13 protein-coding genes, 1 riboswitch and 1 other annotated feature are annotated in these 16031 nt (G+C 33.7%); all 13 genes read left to right on the top strand.

Annotation, left to right across the window (positions count from 1 at the left end):
- The first annotated feature begins 15 nt into the window (after positions 1 to 15).
- The 13 genes from LQ668_RS08155 to LQ668_RS08095 all read left to right on the top strand — a co-directional run bounded on the left by LQ668_RS08155 (position 16) and on the right by LQ668_RS08095 (position 15841).
- Entirely contained in the window at positions 16 to 1329 is a 1314-nt protein-coding gene (locus tag LQ668_RS08155; protein WP_239749735.1) for a YjiH family protein, read from the top strand.
- Between the two features lie 17 nt (positions 1330 to 1346).
- The gene (hutU, locus tag LQ668_RS08150; protein WP_239775972.1) at positions 1347 to 3014 is read left to right on the top strand and encodes a urocanate hydratase; all 1668 of its coding nucleotides are present in this window, start codon (positions 1347 to 1349) and stop codon (positions 3012 to 3014) included.
- Positions 3007 to 4248, top strand: coding sequence for an imidazolonepropionase (gene hutI / locus LQ668_RS08145; protein WP_239775971.1), 1242 nt, complete (start codon positions 3007 to 3009; stop codon positions 4246 to 4248). Before hutU ends, hutI begins: the two co-directional genes overlap by 8 nt.
- A gap of 54 nt (positions 4249 to 4302) precedes the next feature.
- Positions 4303 to 4491: a binding site (T-box leader), on the top strand.
- Between the two features lie 64 nt (positions 4492 to 4555).
- Positions 4556 to 5833 (top strand): serine--tRNA ligase, encoded by a 1278-nt coding sequence (gene serS / locus LQ668_RS08140; protein WP_078357201.1) that lies wholly within the window; start codon positions 4556 to 4558, stop codon positions 5831 to 5833.
- Between the two features lie 124 nt (positions 5834 to 5957).
- Positions 5958 to 6473, top strand: a complete 516-nt coding sequence (locus LQ668_RS08135; RefSeq protein ID WP_078357202.1) for a YceI family protein — start codon at positions 5958 to 5960, stop codon at positions 6471 to 6473.
- 646 nt (positions 6474 to 7119) lie between these two features.
- Positions 7120 to 7815 carry an AzlC family ABC transporter permease gene (locus LQ668_RS08130; protein ID WP_078357203.1) on the top strand — a complete coding sequence of 232 codons (696 nt, stop codon included), beginning with the start codon at positions 7120 to 7122 and terminating at the stop codon, positions 7813 to 7815.
- Positions 7812 to 8138, top strand: coding sequence for an AzlD domain-containing protein (locus LQ668_RS08125; RefSeq protein WP_078357204.1), 327 nt, complete (start codon positions 7812 to 7814; stop codon positions 8136 to 8138). Before LQ668_RS08130 ends, LQ668_RS08125 begins: the two co-directional genes overlap by 4 nt.
- Positions 8139 to 8204: 66 nt before the next feature.
- Positions 8205 to 8306: riboswitch (SAM riboswitch) on the top strand.
- 67 nt (positions 8307 to 8373) lie between these two features.
- Complete coding sequence (gene metX, locus LQ668_RS08120; RefSeq protein WP_239710572.1) at positions 8374 to 9345, top strand: homoserine O-acetyltransferase MetX; 972 nt, start codon at positions 8374 to 8376, stop codon at positions 9343 to 9345.
- An 81-nt stretch (positions 9346 to 9426) separates the two neighbouring features.
- Positions 9427 to 10344 carry a DUF2232 domain-containing protein gene (locus tag LQ668_RS08115; protein WP_239732741.1) on the top strand — a complete coding sequence of 306 codons (918 nt, stop codon included), beginning with the start codon at positions 9427 to 9429 and terminating at the stop codon, positions 10342 to 10344.
- A gap of 14 nt (positions 10345 to 10358) precedes the next feature.
- Entirely contained in the window at positions 10359 to 12323 is a 1965-nt protein-coding gene (locus LQ668_RS08110; RefSeq protein WP_115336937.1) for a DHH family phosphoesterase, read from the top strand.
- The gene (gene rplI, locus LQ668_RS08105) at positions 12323 to 12769 is read left to right on the top strand and encodes a 50S ribosomal protein L9 (RefSeq protein WP_078357207.1); all 447 of its coding nucleotides are present in this window, start codon (positions 12323 to 12325) and stop codon (positions 12767 to 12769) included. The genes LQ668_RS08110 and rplI overlap by 1 nt, the downstream gene beginning before the upstream one ends.
- A gap of 99 nt (positions 12770 to 12868) precedes the next feature.
- A complete protein-coding gene (dnaB, locus tag LQ668_RS08100; RefSeq protein WP_174221873.1) occupies positions 12869 to 14269 on the top strand; it encodes a replicative DNA helicase in 1401 nt (466 codons plus the stop codon).
- A 285-nt stretch (positions 14270 to 14554) separates the two neighbouring features.
- On the top strand, positions 14555 to 15841 hold the full coding sequence (locus LQ668_RS08095) for an adenylosuccinate synthase (protein WP_078357209.1): 1287 nt from the start codon (positions 14555 to 14557) through the stop codon (positions 15839 to 15841).
- The last annotated feature ends 190 nt before the right edge of the window (positions 15842 to 16031 follow it).

The following is a 16031-nucleotide window of genomic DNA, read 5'->3' as shown; positions in this document are numbered from 1 at the left end:
AAACAAAGGGGTGTTATGGTGAATAATCAGAAATTAGACAACAAAGGTAAGGATATGTGGAGATTTTATGTATTTAGCTTATTAGGAATTGTGTTGTTCTTTATACCGATGGAGATTGGTGGACAGAGTACGATTTTAGTCGATCATATACATCTAGGTATACGCAGTTTACTTGGTGATTTTATGGCTTATTATGCACTCATCATTATTTTAATAGGTGCGATATTACCAATTGTACGTATGGACTTTAAGAAATCTATAACTGACTTTATATTATTATTGTTTAAAGTTATGGGAGCAGTAATTGGGTGTATGTATGTCTTTAAGGTAGGACCACAATTACTCTTTAAACCGGATTATGGGCCGTTTCTTTTTGATAAATTAATGTTACCACTTAGTGTACTTATACCTGTTGGTGCAATTGCTTTATCATTCTTAGTTGGTTATGGACTATTAGAATTTATCGGTGTGCTGATGCAACCAATTATGAGACCAATATTTAAGACGCCTGGTAAGTCTGCCGTCGATGCAGTTGCTTCATTTGTAGGAAGTTATTCTTTAGGATTACTCATTACAAATAGAGTTTATAAAGACGGAATGTATAACAAAAAAGAAGCGGTTATTATTGCAACTGGATTTTCAACTGTATCGGCTACATTTATGGTTATCGTAGCTAATACTTTAGATTTAATGAGTATGTGGAATTTATTCTTCTGGAGTACATTGGTTATTACTTTTATTGTAACGGCAATTTCTGCACACTTACCACCAATTTCAGGTGAGTCAGAAGCTTATTATAATAATCAAGAAGGTCAAAAAGAAGTTAAAGTTAAAGGCAATTATTTTAAGGCAGCTTACAGAGAAGCAAAGCTTCAATCACATCAATCATTAACATTATTTAAAAACATCATGGCAAATTTAAAAGATGGTATAGAAATGACAATGGCAATATTACCTTCAATCTTATCAATTGGATTTTTAGGATTAGTGTTAGCTAATTTTACGCCTATTATTGACTGGTTAAGTTATATATTCTATCCGTTTATATATCTGTTCCCAATCGATGATAAAGCATTATTAGCAAAAGCTTCTACAATATCAATCATAGAAATGTTCTTACCATCATTACTTGTTGTGAAAGCAGCGATAGAAGTTAAGTTTGTTACAGCTATTACAAGTATCTCAGCAATTATATTCTTCTCTGCTTTGGTACCTTGTATTTTGGCAACAGATATCAAAATTCCAATTTGGAAATTGGTAGTAATTTGGTTTATTCGTGTCGCACTCACATTATTAATTGCGATACCGTTCAGTTTATTAATTTTTTAGAAAAGGGGAAATGACAAATGTCTAGAGAAATTAAAGCTAAAAAAGGTTTAGAAATTGAATGTAAAGGTTGGGAACAAGAAGCGGTACTTAGAATGTTATATAACAACCTTGATCCTGAAGTGGCAGAACATCCAGAGAAATTAGTTGTGTATGGTGGTATTGGTAAAGCGGCTCGTAACTGGGAAAGCTTTGATGCGATTGTTGAAACGTTAAGAAGATTAGAAAGCGATGAAACAATGCTTGTACAATCAGGTAAGCCAGTAGCTGTATTCAAAACTCATGAAGAAGCACCAAGAGTATTATTATCAAACTCTGTACTTGTACCTAAATGGGCAAATTGGGAACATTTCCATGAATTAGATAAAAAAGGGCTTATGATGTATGGTCAAATGACTGCAGGTAGTTGGATTTATATCGGTTCTCAAGGTATCGTTCAAGGTACTTTTGAAACATTTGCAGAACTTGCAAATCAACATTTTGGTGGTTCATTAAAAGGTACAATCACTTTAACTGCTGGATTAGGTGGAATGGGCGGTGCTCAACCATTAGCAGTAACAATGAATGAAGGGGTAGTAATTGGTGTAGACGTCGATCCTTCAAGAATCGAAAAGAGAATTGAGACTAGATACTGTGATATTATTACGGAATCTTTAGATGAAGCTTTAGAAAAAGCTGAAGAAGCTAAAAAAGCAGGCAAACCACTTGCAATAGGTTTAGTAGGTAATGCAGCTGAAGTACATCATGAAATCTTAAATAGAGGATTTAAGATTGATATCGTAACAGACCAAACTTCAGCACATGATCCTTTAAATGGATATGTTCCAGAAGGTTATTCATTAGAAGAAGCGGACAAATTACGAGAAAGTGATCCTAAAAAATACGTTAAATTATCTTCAGCATCTATGAAAAAACATGTCGATGCAATGTTGAAATTCCAAGAAAAAGGTTCAGTAGCTTTTGACTATGGAAATAATATCCGACAAGTAGCATTTGATGAAGGTTTAGAAAATGCTTTTGACTTCCCAGGATTTGTACCTGCTTATATTCGTCCATTGTTCTGTGAAGGTAAAGGTCCATTTAGATTTGCAGCATTAAGTGGAGATCCAAAAGATATTGAAAGAGCAGATCAACTAATGAGAGAGTTATTCCCAGAAGATGAAAAATTAATGCGTTGGTTAGACATGGCAGCAGAAAAAATCGCCTTCCAAGGGTTACCTTCTAGAATTGCATGGTTAGGATATGGAGAACGTGCAAAAATGGGCTTAGCTTTAAATGAACTTGTTAGAAATGGTGAAATTTCAGCTCCAATTGTAATTGGTCGTGACCACTTAGATTCTGGATCTGTAGCATCTCCAAACAGAGAAACAGAATCAATGAAAGACGGATCAGACGCTGTAGGTGACTGGGCAATATTAAATGCACTTGTTAATACTGCGGCAGGTGGCTCTTGGATTTCAATTCACCATGGTGGTGGCGTAGGTATGGGTTATTCATTACATGCTGGTATGGTAGTTGTAGCAGATGGTAGTGAACGTGCTGATAGACGTCTAGGAAGAGTATTAACAACAGATCCGGGTATGGGTGTAGTAAGACATGCAGATGCAGGTTATGACATTGCAATCGATACTGCAAAAGAAAAAAATGTAGATATTCCAATGTTAAAGGAGAAAGATAACAATGAATGATATTTTAATTCAAAACATAGGCGAATTAATTTTACCAAAAAAGACTGACCGACCTCTTAAAGGTAAAAAATTAAACGAATTAACAGTAATTAAAAATGGTACTGTAGCTGTTAAAGATGGCAAAGTTATATATGCAGGGGAGCATTCTGAAGAATATGAAGCAAAAGAAGTAATAGATGCTTCAAACAAAGTTGTCTCTCCAGGTTTAATAGATGCACATACACATTTAGTGTTCGGTGGGTCTAGAGAGCATGAAATGGCGCTTAAACAACAAGGTGTGAGTTACTTAGATATATTGAAACAAGGTGGCGGTATTTTAAGTACAGTTGAATCAACGCGCAAATCAACTGAAGAAGAACTTTACAATAAATCTAAAAAAGAAATTGTTAGAATGATCCAATTTGGCACAACGACAGTTGAAGCTAAAAGCGGTTATGGATTGGATAAAGAAACCGAATTAAAACAATTAAATGTTGCGCATCAATTGGATAAAGATACACCTATCAGAATGAAACACACTTTCCTCGGACCACACGCAGTTCCTAAAGATGCTAAAGATAATGCTACATTTTTACAAGAAATGATAGATTTATTAGATGATGTGAAAGATAAAGCTGATTTTGCAGATATATTCTGTGAAACTGGTGTATTCACAATTGAAGAATCAAGACGTTATATGAAAGCAGCAAAAGAAAAAGGATTAAAAGTTAAAATCCATGCTGATGAAATTGATCCTCTTGGTGGATTAGGACTAGCAATTGATGAAGGTGCAATTTCAGCAGACCATCTTGTTGCTTCAAGTGAAGAAGATAAAGCTGCTTTAAAAGATAGTAATACAGTTGCTGTATTATTACCTGGTACAACATTCTATTTAGGCAAAGATCAATATGCAGATGCTAGAGGGATGATTGATCAAAATGGTGCAATTGCAATTGCGACAGACTTCAATCCGGGTAGTTGTGTAACAGATAACCTTCAACTAGTGATGAGTATTGCTGCTTTAAAATTAAAGCTTACGCCTAATGAAATATGGAATGCTGTTACAGTGAATGCTTCTAAAGCAATAGATGCTGATGCAGGAACTCTTGAAAAAGGCGATCAAGCTGATGTTGTCGTTTGGGATATTCCAAACCATGAATATTTACCTTATCATTACGGAGTTAATCATGCTCAAACCGTTATTATCAATGGTAAAAAAGTGTACGAAAATAAAGGCTTATTAACTGAATCATAAGTATATCTTGAAAATGTGATGTCGATTTGATATATTTAGGTTAATTTAATATCCATATTGTTTAGGAATAAGTAATTTAAGGCGTAATGTAAAGAGAGCTTGTGGTTGGTGGAAACAAGACATGAAACTTAAATGAATCTATCCTTTTAAAAATAACAATCGGTTTAAACCGTTATATGACTTAGAGTGCAGTCTTAGTGACTGTTAAATAGGGTGGCAACGCGTAAGCACCACGTCCCTTGTGTAATAACAAGGAACGTGGTGCTTTTTTTCTTAAACAATATTGGAATAAGAGGGAGGAAATATTATGTTAGACATTAGGTTAATTAGATCTGAACCAGAATTCGTTAAAGACAAAGTAGCAAAAAGAGGTGATGACCCAAAAGTCATCGATGAAATTCTAGAACTTGATAAAAAACGTCGTGAGTTAATTGCTCAAACAGAAGAACTTAAATCTCGTCGTAATAAAGTAAGTGGAGAAATCGCTCAGAAAAAACGTAATAAAGAAAATGCGGATGATGTTATTTTAGAAATGCGTCAAGTTGGAGACCAAATTAAAGAAATAGATCAAACTTTAAATCAATTAAATGATGATGTTACTTATAAATTAGTTAGAATCCCTAATTTAATTAGTGACGAAACACCAGTTGGTAAAGATGAAAATGACAATGTAGAAGTTCGTAAATGGGGTACACCTAGAACATTTGATTTCGAATCTAAAGCACATTGGGATTTAGTTGAAAGCTTGAAAATGGCAGATTTCGAAAGAGCTGCTAAAGTCTCTGGTGCACGTTTCGTATTTTTAACTGGTAAAGGTGCACAACTTGAAAGAGCACTTATGAATTTCATGGTAACGATGCATACAACACAACATGGTTATACTGAAATGATGGTGCCACAACTTGTAAATGCTGATTCTATGTTTGGAACTGGTCAACTACCTAAATTTGAAGAAGATTTATTCAAAGTTGAAAAAGAAGGATTATATACAATTCCTACAGCAGAAGTACCGTTAACGAATTTCTATCGTAATGAAGTACTACAAAATGAACAATTTCCTATTAAATTTACAGGGCAGTCAGCATGTTTCAGAAGTGAAGCAGGTTCAGCTGGTAGAGATACAAGAGGCTTAATTAGATTACATCAGTTTAACAAAGTAGAGATGGTAAGATATGAAAGACCTGAAGATTCATTTAAAGCATTAGAAGAGCTTACAGAGCATGCTGAGAATATCCTTAAAACGTTAGAATTACCATATAGAACAGTTAATCTATGTACAGGTGATATAGGCTTTGGAAGTACTAAAACATACGATATAGAAGTATGGTTACCAAGCTACAATGATTACAAAGAAATTAGCTCATGTTCAAATATGACTGATTTCCAAGCAAGAAGATCAAATATTAGATTTAAACGTGATAAAGATGCGAAACCTGAATATGTACACACATTAAATGGTAGTGGTTTAGCAGTTGGTCGTACATTTGCAGCAATCGTTGAAAATTATCAAAATGAAGATGGATCAATCACAGTCCCTGAAGCATTAGTACCATTTATGGGTGGACAAAAAATAATTGAATTATAATTGAATTAAAACTTTGAAAAAGGGTAATCATATATTGGTTACCTTTTTTTAGATTTAATGCTTGAATATACTTTTTATATCTGATATACTAAGTATACAATATAAATAAAGGGAGTTTTGACACATGACTAATTTCAATTTTGACAAAGCACACAGTAGTTTAGAATTTACAGTAAAACATTTAATGGTATCTCGCGTAAAAGGTACTTTTGAAGATTATGATGTAGCAGTATCAGGAGATATAAATGATCTTTCATCATTAAAAGCAACAGTAACAATTAAATCAAACTCAATTAACACTAAAAATCCTGACCGTGACGCACACTTAAAATCAGCAGATTTCTTCAGTGCAGATGATAATCCAAACATTACGTTTGAAACAAAATCTATTAGTGAAGATTCAATCACTGGTGATTTAACAATGGCTGGTACAACTCATGAAGAAACATTCGATGTTGACTTCAATGGCGTTAGTAAAAACCCATTAAACGGTGAAACAGTTACAGGTTTCGTAGTTAACGGTAAAATTGATCGTGAAAAATATGGCGTATCATTTAACCAAGCACTAGAAACTGGTGGCGTAATGATCGGTAGAGAAGTTAAATTCGAAGCAAGTGCAGAATTCGGTTTAAGCGAATAATTTAAAATAGATTATTTAATGATTAGAGAGTTTAGGACATGAATCCTAACTCAAAATAAATAAGCATATCACGTAACTGATTTTATATAGGTTACAGTGATATGCTTATTTTTTATACAAACTTACGATTTTGTACGTGCATGCTTGCCTAGGGTAGGGTACGATTCTGTAGTTTCTCACACATACTATTCCCTCAGGCGTCCGCACTATACAAAATCGTTACTAATAATCTGTTTTTATAAAATCTTACGATTTTGTAAAGTGCATGCTTGCCTAGGGGTATGGCTTGAGCCTGTAGTCTCTCACACATACTATTCCCTCAGGCGTCCGCACTTCACAAAATCGTTACATATATCTATTTTTTTAAATCTTACGATTTTGTACGTGCATGCTTGTCTAGGGTAGGGTGCGATTCTGTAGTTTCTCACGCATATTTTTTCTTCAGGTGTCTTTTTTTAGGCAAGAAAGGTTATGAAAATGGATTTAATATACAATCAGGTCTTATTGCTAAAGTGCGGTATGTATGATAAAAATAAGACATATTTAAAAATAAAAAAAGAGGTAAGTCAGACTGAGGTTAGACAAACGTTAGACTAACCTGAATGACGTTATGTAGTTTGGAGGTAGGCAATTGACCAGTTCTAGTATGACGAATAAAACTTTATTTCTTCAAGGTGTTAAAGATTGTATACCTACGATGCTTGGATATTTTAGTGTTGCATTAGCATTTGGAATTGTAGGTGTTTCATCAGGCTTATCTATTTTAGAAATTGCTTTGTTATCTATCTTTGTATATGCAGGTGCGGCTCAATTTATTATTTGTGCGTTAGTTGCAATTCAATCTCCTATATCAGCTATTTTATTAACTGTATTCTTTGTTAATTCTAGAATGTTTCTTCAAAGTTTAGCGTTAGTCCCAGCGTTTAAAGGTAATGGATTTTGGTCTAATATCGGTATAGGAACACTCGTGACCGACGAATCATTTGGTGTTGCAATAACAAAATATGCTAAAGAAAAAGCTTTAAATGCTACGTGGATGCACGGTTTAAATATTTCTGCTTATTTATTGTGGATATTGACTTCAATAATAGGTGGTTTAGTAGGAAACTTGATTCCGAAGCCTGAAGCTTTTGGTTTAGATTACGCTTTAACAGCGATGTTTATATTTTTACTCGTCGCACAGTTTGAAACAATACATAAAACCAAAGTTTTCTTTTATATATTTTTAATTGTCTTAACAACCATTTGTATGATAATTCTTACATGTTTTATGCCGACTTATTTATCTATTATTTTAGCGACGATCATTGCTTCAGTCGCAGGGGTGGTGTTTGATAAATGAGTATTTCAATGTATTTAATGCTTATTATTTTGGGTTGTTTTATTTTAACGTGGGTTATAAGGGTATCGCCCTTTGCATTTTTATCAAAGGTTGAATTTCCTAAAAGTGTGATTAAATGGCTGCAATATGTGCCTGTATGTTTATTTACAGCATTGATTGTTGAAGGTATGTTAAATCAAGAAGGTCATTCTGGGTTCACATTCAACTACGAAAGTATTTTCGTTGCCATTCCAACATTGATGATAGCTTTAATTTCTAGAAGTTTAACGATATCAGTTATAGCAGGAATGTTCATCATGGCGATTGTTCGATTAGTCTTTTAATTTCATTCGTTAACTTATTGAAAGAAATGCACTTTTCTAGTATTCTTAATATAAATTATATAGCAAAGCTTATTCAGAGAAGTTAAGGGATTTGGCCCGATGACACTTCAGCAACCGGTCGTTTAAGATACGGTGCTACTACCAACGAGTTTACTCGCATAATAAGGATGATGAGGACTTCTTACTTCTTTAACGAGTAAGAAGTCTTTCTATTTAATAACAAGGAGGTTCTAATATGCTTATTTCTCGAGACACAGGTTTAGTTGAACTAGGACATTTCGAAACAGAATCTGGTGAAGTGATAGATAATTTAAAGCTTCAATATGAATATGTAGGTCACAAAGGACAGCCTTTAGTTGTTGTTTGTCATGCTTTAACAGGGAATCATCTTACTTATGGAGATGATGAAAATCCAGGTTGGTGGAGAGAAATTATTGATGGTGGTTATCTTTCAATCAATGATTATCAGTTTATAACATTCAATGTGATTGGTAGCCCTTATGGTTCAAGCTCTAAATTGAATACGCCCGACTTTCCTGAGAGATTGTCTATGAGAGATATTTCTAAAGCAAATATTTTAGCGTTAAAACATTTTGGCTACGAAAAAATAGATGTATTAATTGGTGGTTCTCTAGGTGGAATGCAAACTTTAGAAATGCTTTATGACGGATCTATTGAAGTTAAAAAAGCAGTTATATTAGCAGCTACAGAGAAGACTTCATCATATAGTAGAGCGTTTAATGAGATTGCTAGACAAGTTATAAATATGAATGGACAAGATGGCTTAAGTATCGCAAGACAGATAGGCTTCTTAACTTACCGTTCAAGTAAAGATTATGAATCGAGATTTTCAGCGGATGATGTAGTGAGTTACCAAAAATATCAAGGTAATAAATTTAAAGATGTCTTCAATAAAGATTGTTATTTAACATTGTTAGATGTATTAGATAGTCATGACATATTTAAAGGTCGTGATGATGTCGAAGAAAGGTTACAACAACTCGAAACGAAAGTATTAACTTTAGGGTTCGCTGATGATTTATTGTATCCAGATGATCAAGTTAGAGCTTTAGGTAAATTCTTTAAATATCATAGACATTTCTTCGTACCAGACAATGTTGGCCATGATGGATTTCTATTAAACTTTGGAGATTGGGCACCTTACGTATATCACTTCTTAAAATTACATAAATTTAAAGCGCGTTAATATCATCTGAAAAGTCACGTACGTTGTTTTAAGCGTTAAAAATCTGTAAAATAGAGAAAGATGTTTAAATTAGATTGGGAAGTGAAAAATTTGTCTTTTAAAGTCGATATAAAAGCGACAATTATTGCAACATTAGTACTTGTGCTTAGTGTGGTTGTCATGAGTCTTGTACCATATTTAGCGATTATTATATTACCGTTCATTACGATACCCGGAACAATACTCTGGTATCGATCTAAACCGTCATTTTTTGTGACAGTCGTCGTGACCTTATGTGCGACCGTATTATTTAATAATGTATTTTTATTAACAGTCATGACGCTTATGATATTTATGAGTGTTTTCATAGGTCAATTGCTCGTTGAACGTACATCAAAAGAACGTATTCTATACTTAGTGACAACGTTTATGAGTATTTTAACAATAGGTAGTGTATTAATTTTACAAATTACGGGAAACCTACCTTTAACAAGCAAGTTTTTCAGTCAGTATCATGATGTTTTAATTTCTTACTTTGAAATGGGTGGAAATTTAACGACTGAAATTGAAGAAACATTACAAACTTCATTAGAAATATTACAAGCAAGTATTCCTGGGTATATAGTATTATGGGTATTTTTATTAGTATTTGTTAATTTACTTGTGACATTCCCTATACTAAGAAAATTCAAAGTAGCGACACCAGTATTTAGACCATTATTTATGTGGCAAATTAATAGAAGTGTAGCTTTTGTATTTGTGATAACCGTGCTGATAAGTTTGTTTGTAACGAAAGAAAATGTTGTGATGTATGGCATAGTCACTAACTTACAATTTGTGTTAGAATGGGTTATATTTATTCAAGCATTATCGTTGTTCCATTTATTTGTAAAAGTGAAAAAACTACCTGTTGTTGTGGGAGTTTTGATATTTGTATTGGCATTTGTGTTTAAACCATTTGCGTACTTATTTGGATTGATGGATATTTGGTTTAATTTAAAACAACGCATAAAAAAGTAAATTGAGGTGAGTTTATGAACCGTCAATCAGTTAAGAAAGCCCTAATATTTCCGTACATAATTATGATGATATTAGCTTTAGTGATACTTGTATTCAGTTTTTTTAATTCTATATATTGGGCGATTATTTCGACGGTTGTTACAGTAATTCTAATTGCAGTGAGCATATTTTTTATTAGAAAGAGCTTCTTAAAATTAGATTTATATATTGGGAGTTTAGCCGGAAGAATTACTAAAAGTAAAACGAGTGCTGTCAGTGACTTACCAATAGGTGTAATACTATTAGATAAAAAAGATCATATCGAATGGATTAATAATTTTATAAATAAACGTATAGAACGAGATGTTTTAGACGAACCAATTAATGAAGTTTTTCCAAATATTTTAAAAAGATTAGAAAACACACATGAAGTAGAGATTGAAGAAGGTTCTTATAAATATAAGGTTACATATACTGAAGATGAAAAAGCTATTTATCTGTTTGATATAACAGAGTCTTCACATGTATATGAATTATATGAAAATGAAAAACCGATCATAGCGACAATTTTCTTAGATAACTATGACGAAATTACTCAGAACATGAATGATTCTCAACGTTCTGAAGTCAATAGTATCATTACACGTGTTGTAGACGATTGGTCATCACGTTATCAACTATTTATTAAACGATATAGTTCTGATCAATTTATAGCATTATTAAATAACAGTATTCTAGAAGATATTGAAACATTGAAGTTCAATTTATTAGATGACTTAAGAGATAGAACAAGAGAAATTGGACACCAGTTAACATTGAGTATCGGTATTGGTGAAGGTAGTGAGAACTTAATTGAATTAGGTGAACTATCACAATCAAGTTTAGACTTAGCGCTCGGACGTGGTGGAGACCAAGTTGCAATTAAGAATAGTAATGGTAATGTGAGATTTTATGGCGGTAAAACAGACCCAATGGAAAAAAGAACAAGAGTCCGTGCCCGTGTTATTTCACATGCATTAAGAGATATCTTAATTGAAGGTGACAAGGTTATTATTATGGGTCATAAATCACCTGATATGGATGCAATCGGTGCAGCAATCGGTGTTTCTCGTATAGCCAAAATGAATAATTTAGAGTCTTATATTGTGTTGAATGACTCTGATATTGATAGTACATTAGAACGTGTTATGACTGAAATAGACGAGAAGCCTGACCTTAAGGAAAGATTTATTACTTCAGAAGAAGCATGGCATGAAATGACACCACGCACAACGCTAGTAGTTGTAGACACGCATAAACCAGAACTAGTAATAGATGAGAATTTGTTGAATAAAGCAAATAGAAAAGTAGTGATCGACCATCATCGTCGAGGAGAAAGCATTATATCTAGTCCGCTACTTGTTTATATGGAGCCTTACGCAAGTTCAACTGCTGAACTTGTAACTGAATTGCTTGAATATCAACCAACAGAACATCGTTTAACAAGAATAGAATCAACCATCATGTTAGCAGGTATTATAGTTGATACACGTAACTTTACGTTAAGAACTGGATCACGAACATTTGATGCAGCAAGCTTTTTAAGAAGTCATGGCGCAGATACAATTCTTTGTCAGCATTTCTTAAAAGATGATATAGATACGTACATTAAACGTTCGGATTTAATTAAGACAGTTAAACTGTTACGCAATGGTGTCGCAATTGCTCATGGAGAAGATCATCAAACTTATCACCCTGTTACAGTTGCACAGGCTGCAGATGAGTTGCTAGGCTTAGAAGGTGTGGAAGCATCTTACGTAGTAGCAAGACGATCTGAAGATACAATTGGTATTTCCGCACGCTCGTTAGGTGAAGTGAATGTACAATTAACAATGGAAGCATTAGGTGGAGGCGGTCATTTATCAAATGCCGCAACACAAATTAAAAATACATCAGTAGAGAAAGCAATCGAAGAATTAATTAAGGTTGTTGAATCAGACGAAAAAGGAGTGGAAGAATAATGAAAGTTATTTTCACACAAGACGTTAAAGGTAAAGGTAAAAAAGGCGAAGTAAAAGACGTACCAGTAGGCTATGGTCAAAATTACTTAATAAAAAATAATTTTGCTGTTGAAGCAACTCCAGGTAATATGAAACAATTAGAACAACAAAATAAACGCCAAGAAGAGTTGAAACAACAAGAAATAGATGATGCAAAAGCACTTGCAGAAAAATTAAAAGAATTAGAAGTTGAAATTTCTGCTAAAACAGGTGAAGGTGGTAAATTGTTTGGTTCAGTAAGTACTAAACAAATTACACAAGCATTAGAAAAACAACACCAAATTAAAGTAGATAAACGCAAAATGGACTTACCTAATGGCATTCATAGTTTAGGTTATACAAATGTTCCTATTAAACTTCATAATAAAGTTTCTGGAACATTAAAAGTACACGTTGTTGAAGCTTAAGTAATCCATTAAAATGGTCGGTATTTGATTTACCGACCTATTTTAATGCGTTATAATAAAAAATATTAAAAACGGAAAGGAGTAATCAGTATGGATGGTATGGATAATATGATGAATGCGAAACAAATGCCCCATAGTATAGAGGCTGAACAATCTGTTATCGGTGCAATCTTGATTGATCCTGAACTGATTAACTCAACAGGTGAAACATTAATACCTGAAGCTTTCTATCGTGCAAATCACCAACATATCTTTAGAGCAATGTTGATGTTAAGTGAGCAGAATAAAGAAATTGATTCGGTAACACTGATGGATGAGTTAGCAGCTGAATCTTTGTTAGAAGAAGCGGGTGGCCCAGCATACTTAGCTGAATTAGCAAACAATGTCCCAACAACTAGAAATATTCATTTCTACATAGATATAGTGTTTAAACATGCAGTGAAACGTCAATTGATTCGTGTAGCAGATAGTATTGCTGAAGATGGGTATAATCCAGAGCTTGATTTAGAATCGTTGTTAGGTGACGCAGAAAAAAGAATATTAGAAATTTCTGCTTCAAGAGGTACAGAAGGATTCAAAGACATAAAAGATGTCTTAAGTATAGTATTTGATAATGCTGAGCAACTAGACCAAAACAGTGGTCAAACGCCAGGAATACCAACAGGATATAGAGATTTAGACCAAATGACAGCAGGATTTAACCGCAATGATTTAATTATTATTGCGGCACGTCCTTCTGTCGGTAAGACTGCCTTCGCATTAAATATTGCTCAACAAGTAGCAACACATCAAGATTTATACTCTGTTGGAATCTTCTCACTCGAAATGGGTGCAGATCAGCTGGCAACACGTATGATTTGTAGTACGGGTAATGTTGATTCAAATAGATTGCGTACAGGTTCTATGACAGAAGAAGACTGGAGCAGATTTACAGTTGCAGTAGGTAAATTGTCTCGTACAAAAATATTTATTGATGATACACCAGGTATTCGTATAACGGATATTCGTGCAAAATGTCGTAGACTGAAACAAGAGCATGGCTTAGATATGATTGTGATTGACTACTTACAGTTAATTCAAGGTAGTGGTTCACGAAGTTCAGATAATAGACAACAAGAAGTATCTGAAATATCTCGTATGCTTAAAGCAATAGCAAGGGAATTAGAGTGTCCAGTTATCGCATTAAGTCAGTTATCTCGTGGCGTTGAGCAAAGACAAGATAAGAGACCGATGATGAGTGATATTCGTGAATCAGGTTCTATTGAGCAAGATGCTGATATTGTTGCCTTCTTGTATAGAGATGATTATTATTCAAGAGGCGGAGAAGACGAAGATGGTGAAGCAGTTGATGCTGGTGCACAAGATGATAATGGTGAAATAGAAATTATCATTGCTAAACAACGTAACGGTCCAACCGGCACAGTTAAACTGCATTTCATGAAACAATACAACAAATTCACAGATATCGATTATCAACATGCAGGAATGGAATTTGGATAAAAAAGTTTTTAGGCTTAAAAACGTACATTTATAGAACTTTCTATTATAATGTACGTCTTTTGTTTTGTGTAAAGACACTATTATTTCTTTATGTTTGTGTTTTTATAGTTAGTGATTTTGGTTAAAAACCTTTTAATTACTATGGTTAAGGCGTTTATTAGACATTGTGATGTGATTACAAAATGTAAAAAAACACTCATGACTAATGTTCGTTTTTAGTTTGCAATTTAGTTATAGGACTGATAGAATACTTAATGGTTAATGAGAAAAAGCGGAGGTGCTCACATGTCATCAATCGTAGTAGTTGGGACGCAATGGGGAGACGAAGGTAAAGGTAAAATTACAGATTTCTTAGCAGAGGATGCAAACGTTATTGCACGTTTTTCAGGCGGTAACAATGCAGGTCATACAATAAAATTTGATGGAGAAACTTATAAATTACACTTAGTACCATCAGGTATATTTTATAAAGAGAAATCAAGTGTTATCGGTAATGGCGTAGTAGTTGATCCAGTAGCTTTATTAAAAGAATTAGATGCTTTAAACGAACGCGGAGTTGAAACAAACAACTTGAGAATTTCTAACCGTGCACAAGTAATCTTGCCATATCATTTAAAACAAGATGAACTAGAAGAAGAAAAACGCGGTGATAACAAAATTGGTACAACTAAAAAAGGTATCGGTCCAGCTTATGTAGACAAAGCACAACGTATCGGTATTCGTATGGCTGATTTATTAGATAAAGAAACATTTGAAAAGCTTTTAAAAAATAATCTTGAATATAAAAATGAACTATTTGAAAAAATGTTCAATGCTGAAGGTTTCACTTTTGAAGAAATCTTTGAAACATATTTTGCTGCAGGTCAACGTTTGAAAGATTACGTTACTGACACAGCTAAATTATTAGACGATGCTTTCGTAAACGAAGAAAAAGTTTTATTTGAAGGTGCACAAGGTGTTATGTTAGACATCGATCATGGTACATATCCATTCGTAACTTCAAGTAATCCAATTGCTGGTAACGTTACAGTAGGTGGCGGAGTTGGTCCAACATACGTATCAAAAGTTATCGGTGTATGTAAAGCTTATACATCACGTGTAGGAGACGGTCCATTCCCAACAGAACTATTTGATGAAGATGGTCATCATATCCGTGAAGTAGGTCGTGAATACGGTACAACAACAGGACGTCCTCGTCGTGTAGGTTGGTTTGACTCAGTAGTATTACGTCACTCACGTCGTGTAAGTGGTATTACAGACTTATCAATCAACTCAATTGATGTATTAACAGGACTTAAAACAGTTAAAATTTGTACAGCATATGAAATTGATGGCGTAGAAATTACAGAATACCCAGCAAACTTAAACGAATTAGAACGTTGTAAACCAATCTTCGAAGAACTACCAGGTTGGGAAGAAGACATTACAAGTTGTCGTTCATTAGATGAACTACCAGATAACGCACGTCGTTACTTAGAACGCATCTCTGAATTATGTAACGTGAAAATTTCTATCTTCTCAGTAGGACCAGATAGAAACCAAACAAACTTATTAGAAAACTTATGGAACTAAGTTTTTATATAGATAAAGTAGGAGGCAATTCAGCATATAGCTGAATTGCTTCTTTTTTGTTTGGATAAGACGTATTTAGTGTTTCTGGACCGATAAAAAAGTCAAGTCCATAATTTTGTGTAATATCTTTAGATGTAATCAACCATTGGTTTTTCTATGGTATTAACAAAATATATATGCTTGGTTTTTA

This window comes from Mammaliicoccus sp. K-M42, from assembly GCF_022386375.1.
Taxonomy (GTDB): Bacteria; Bacillota; Bacilli; order Staphylococcales; family Staphylococcaceae; genus Mammaliicoccus; species Mammaliicoccus fleurettii.
The sequence above is the reverse complement of the archived record's forward strand: the minus strand, read 5'-3'. Positions and strand labels throughout refer to the sequence as shown.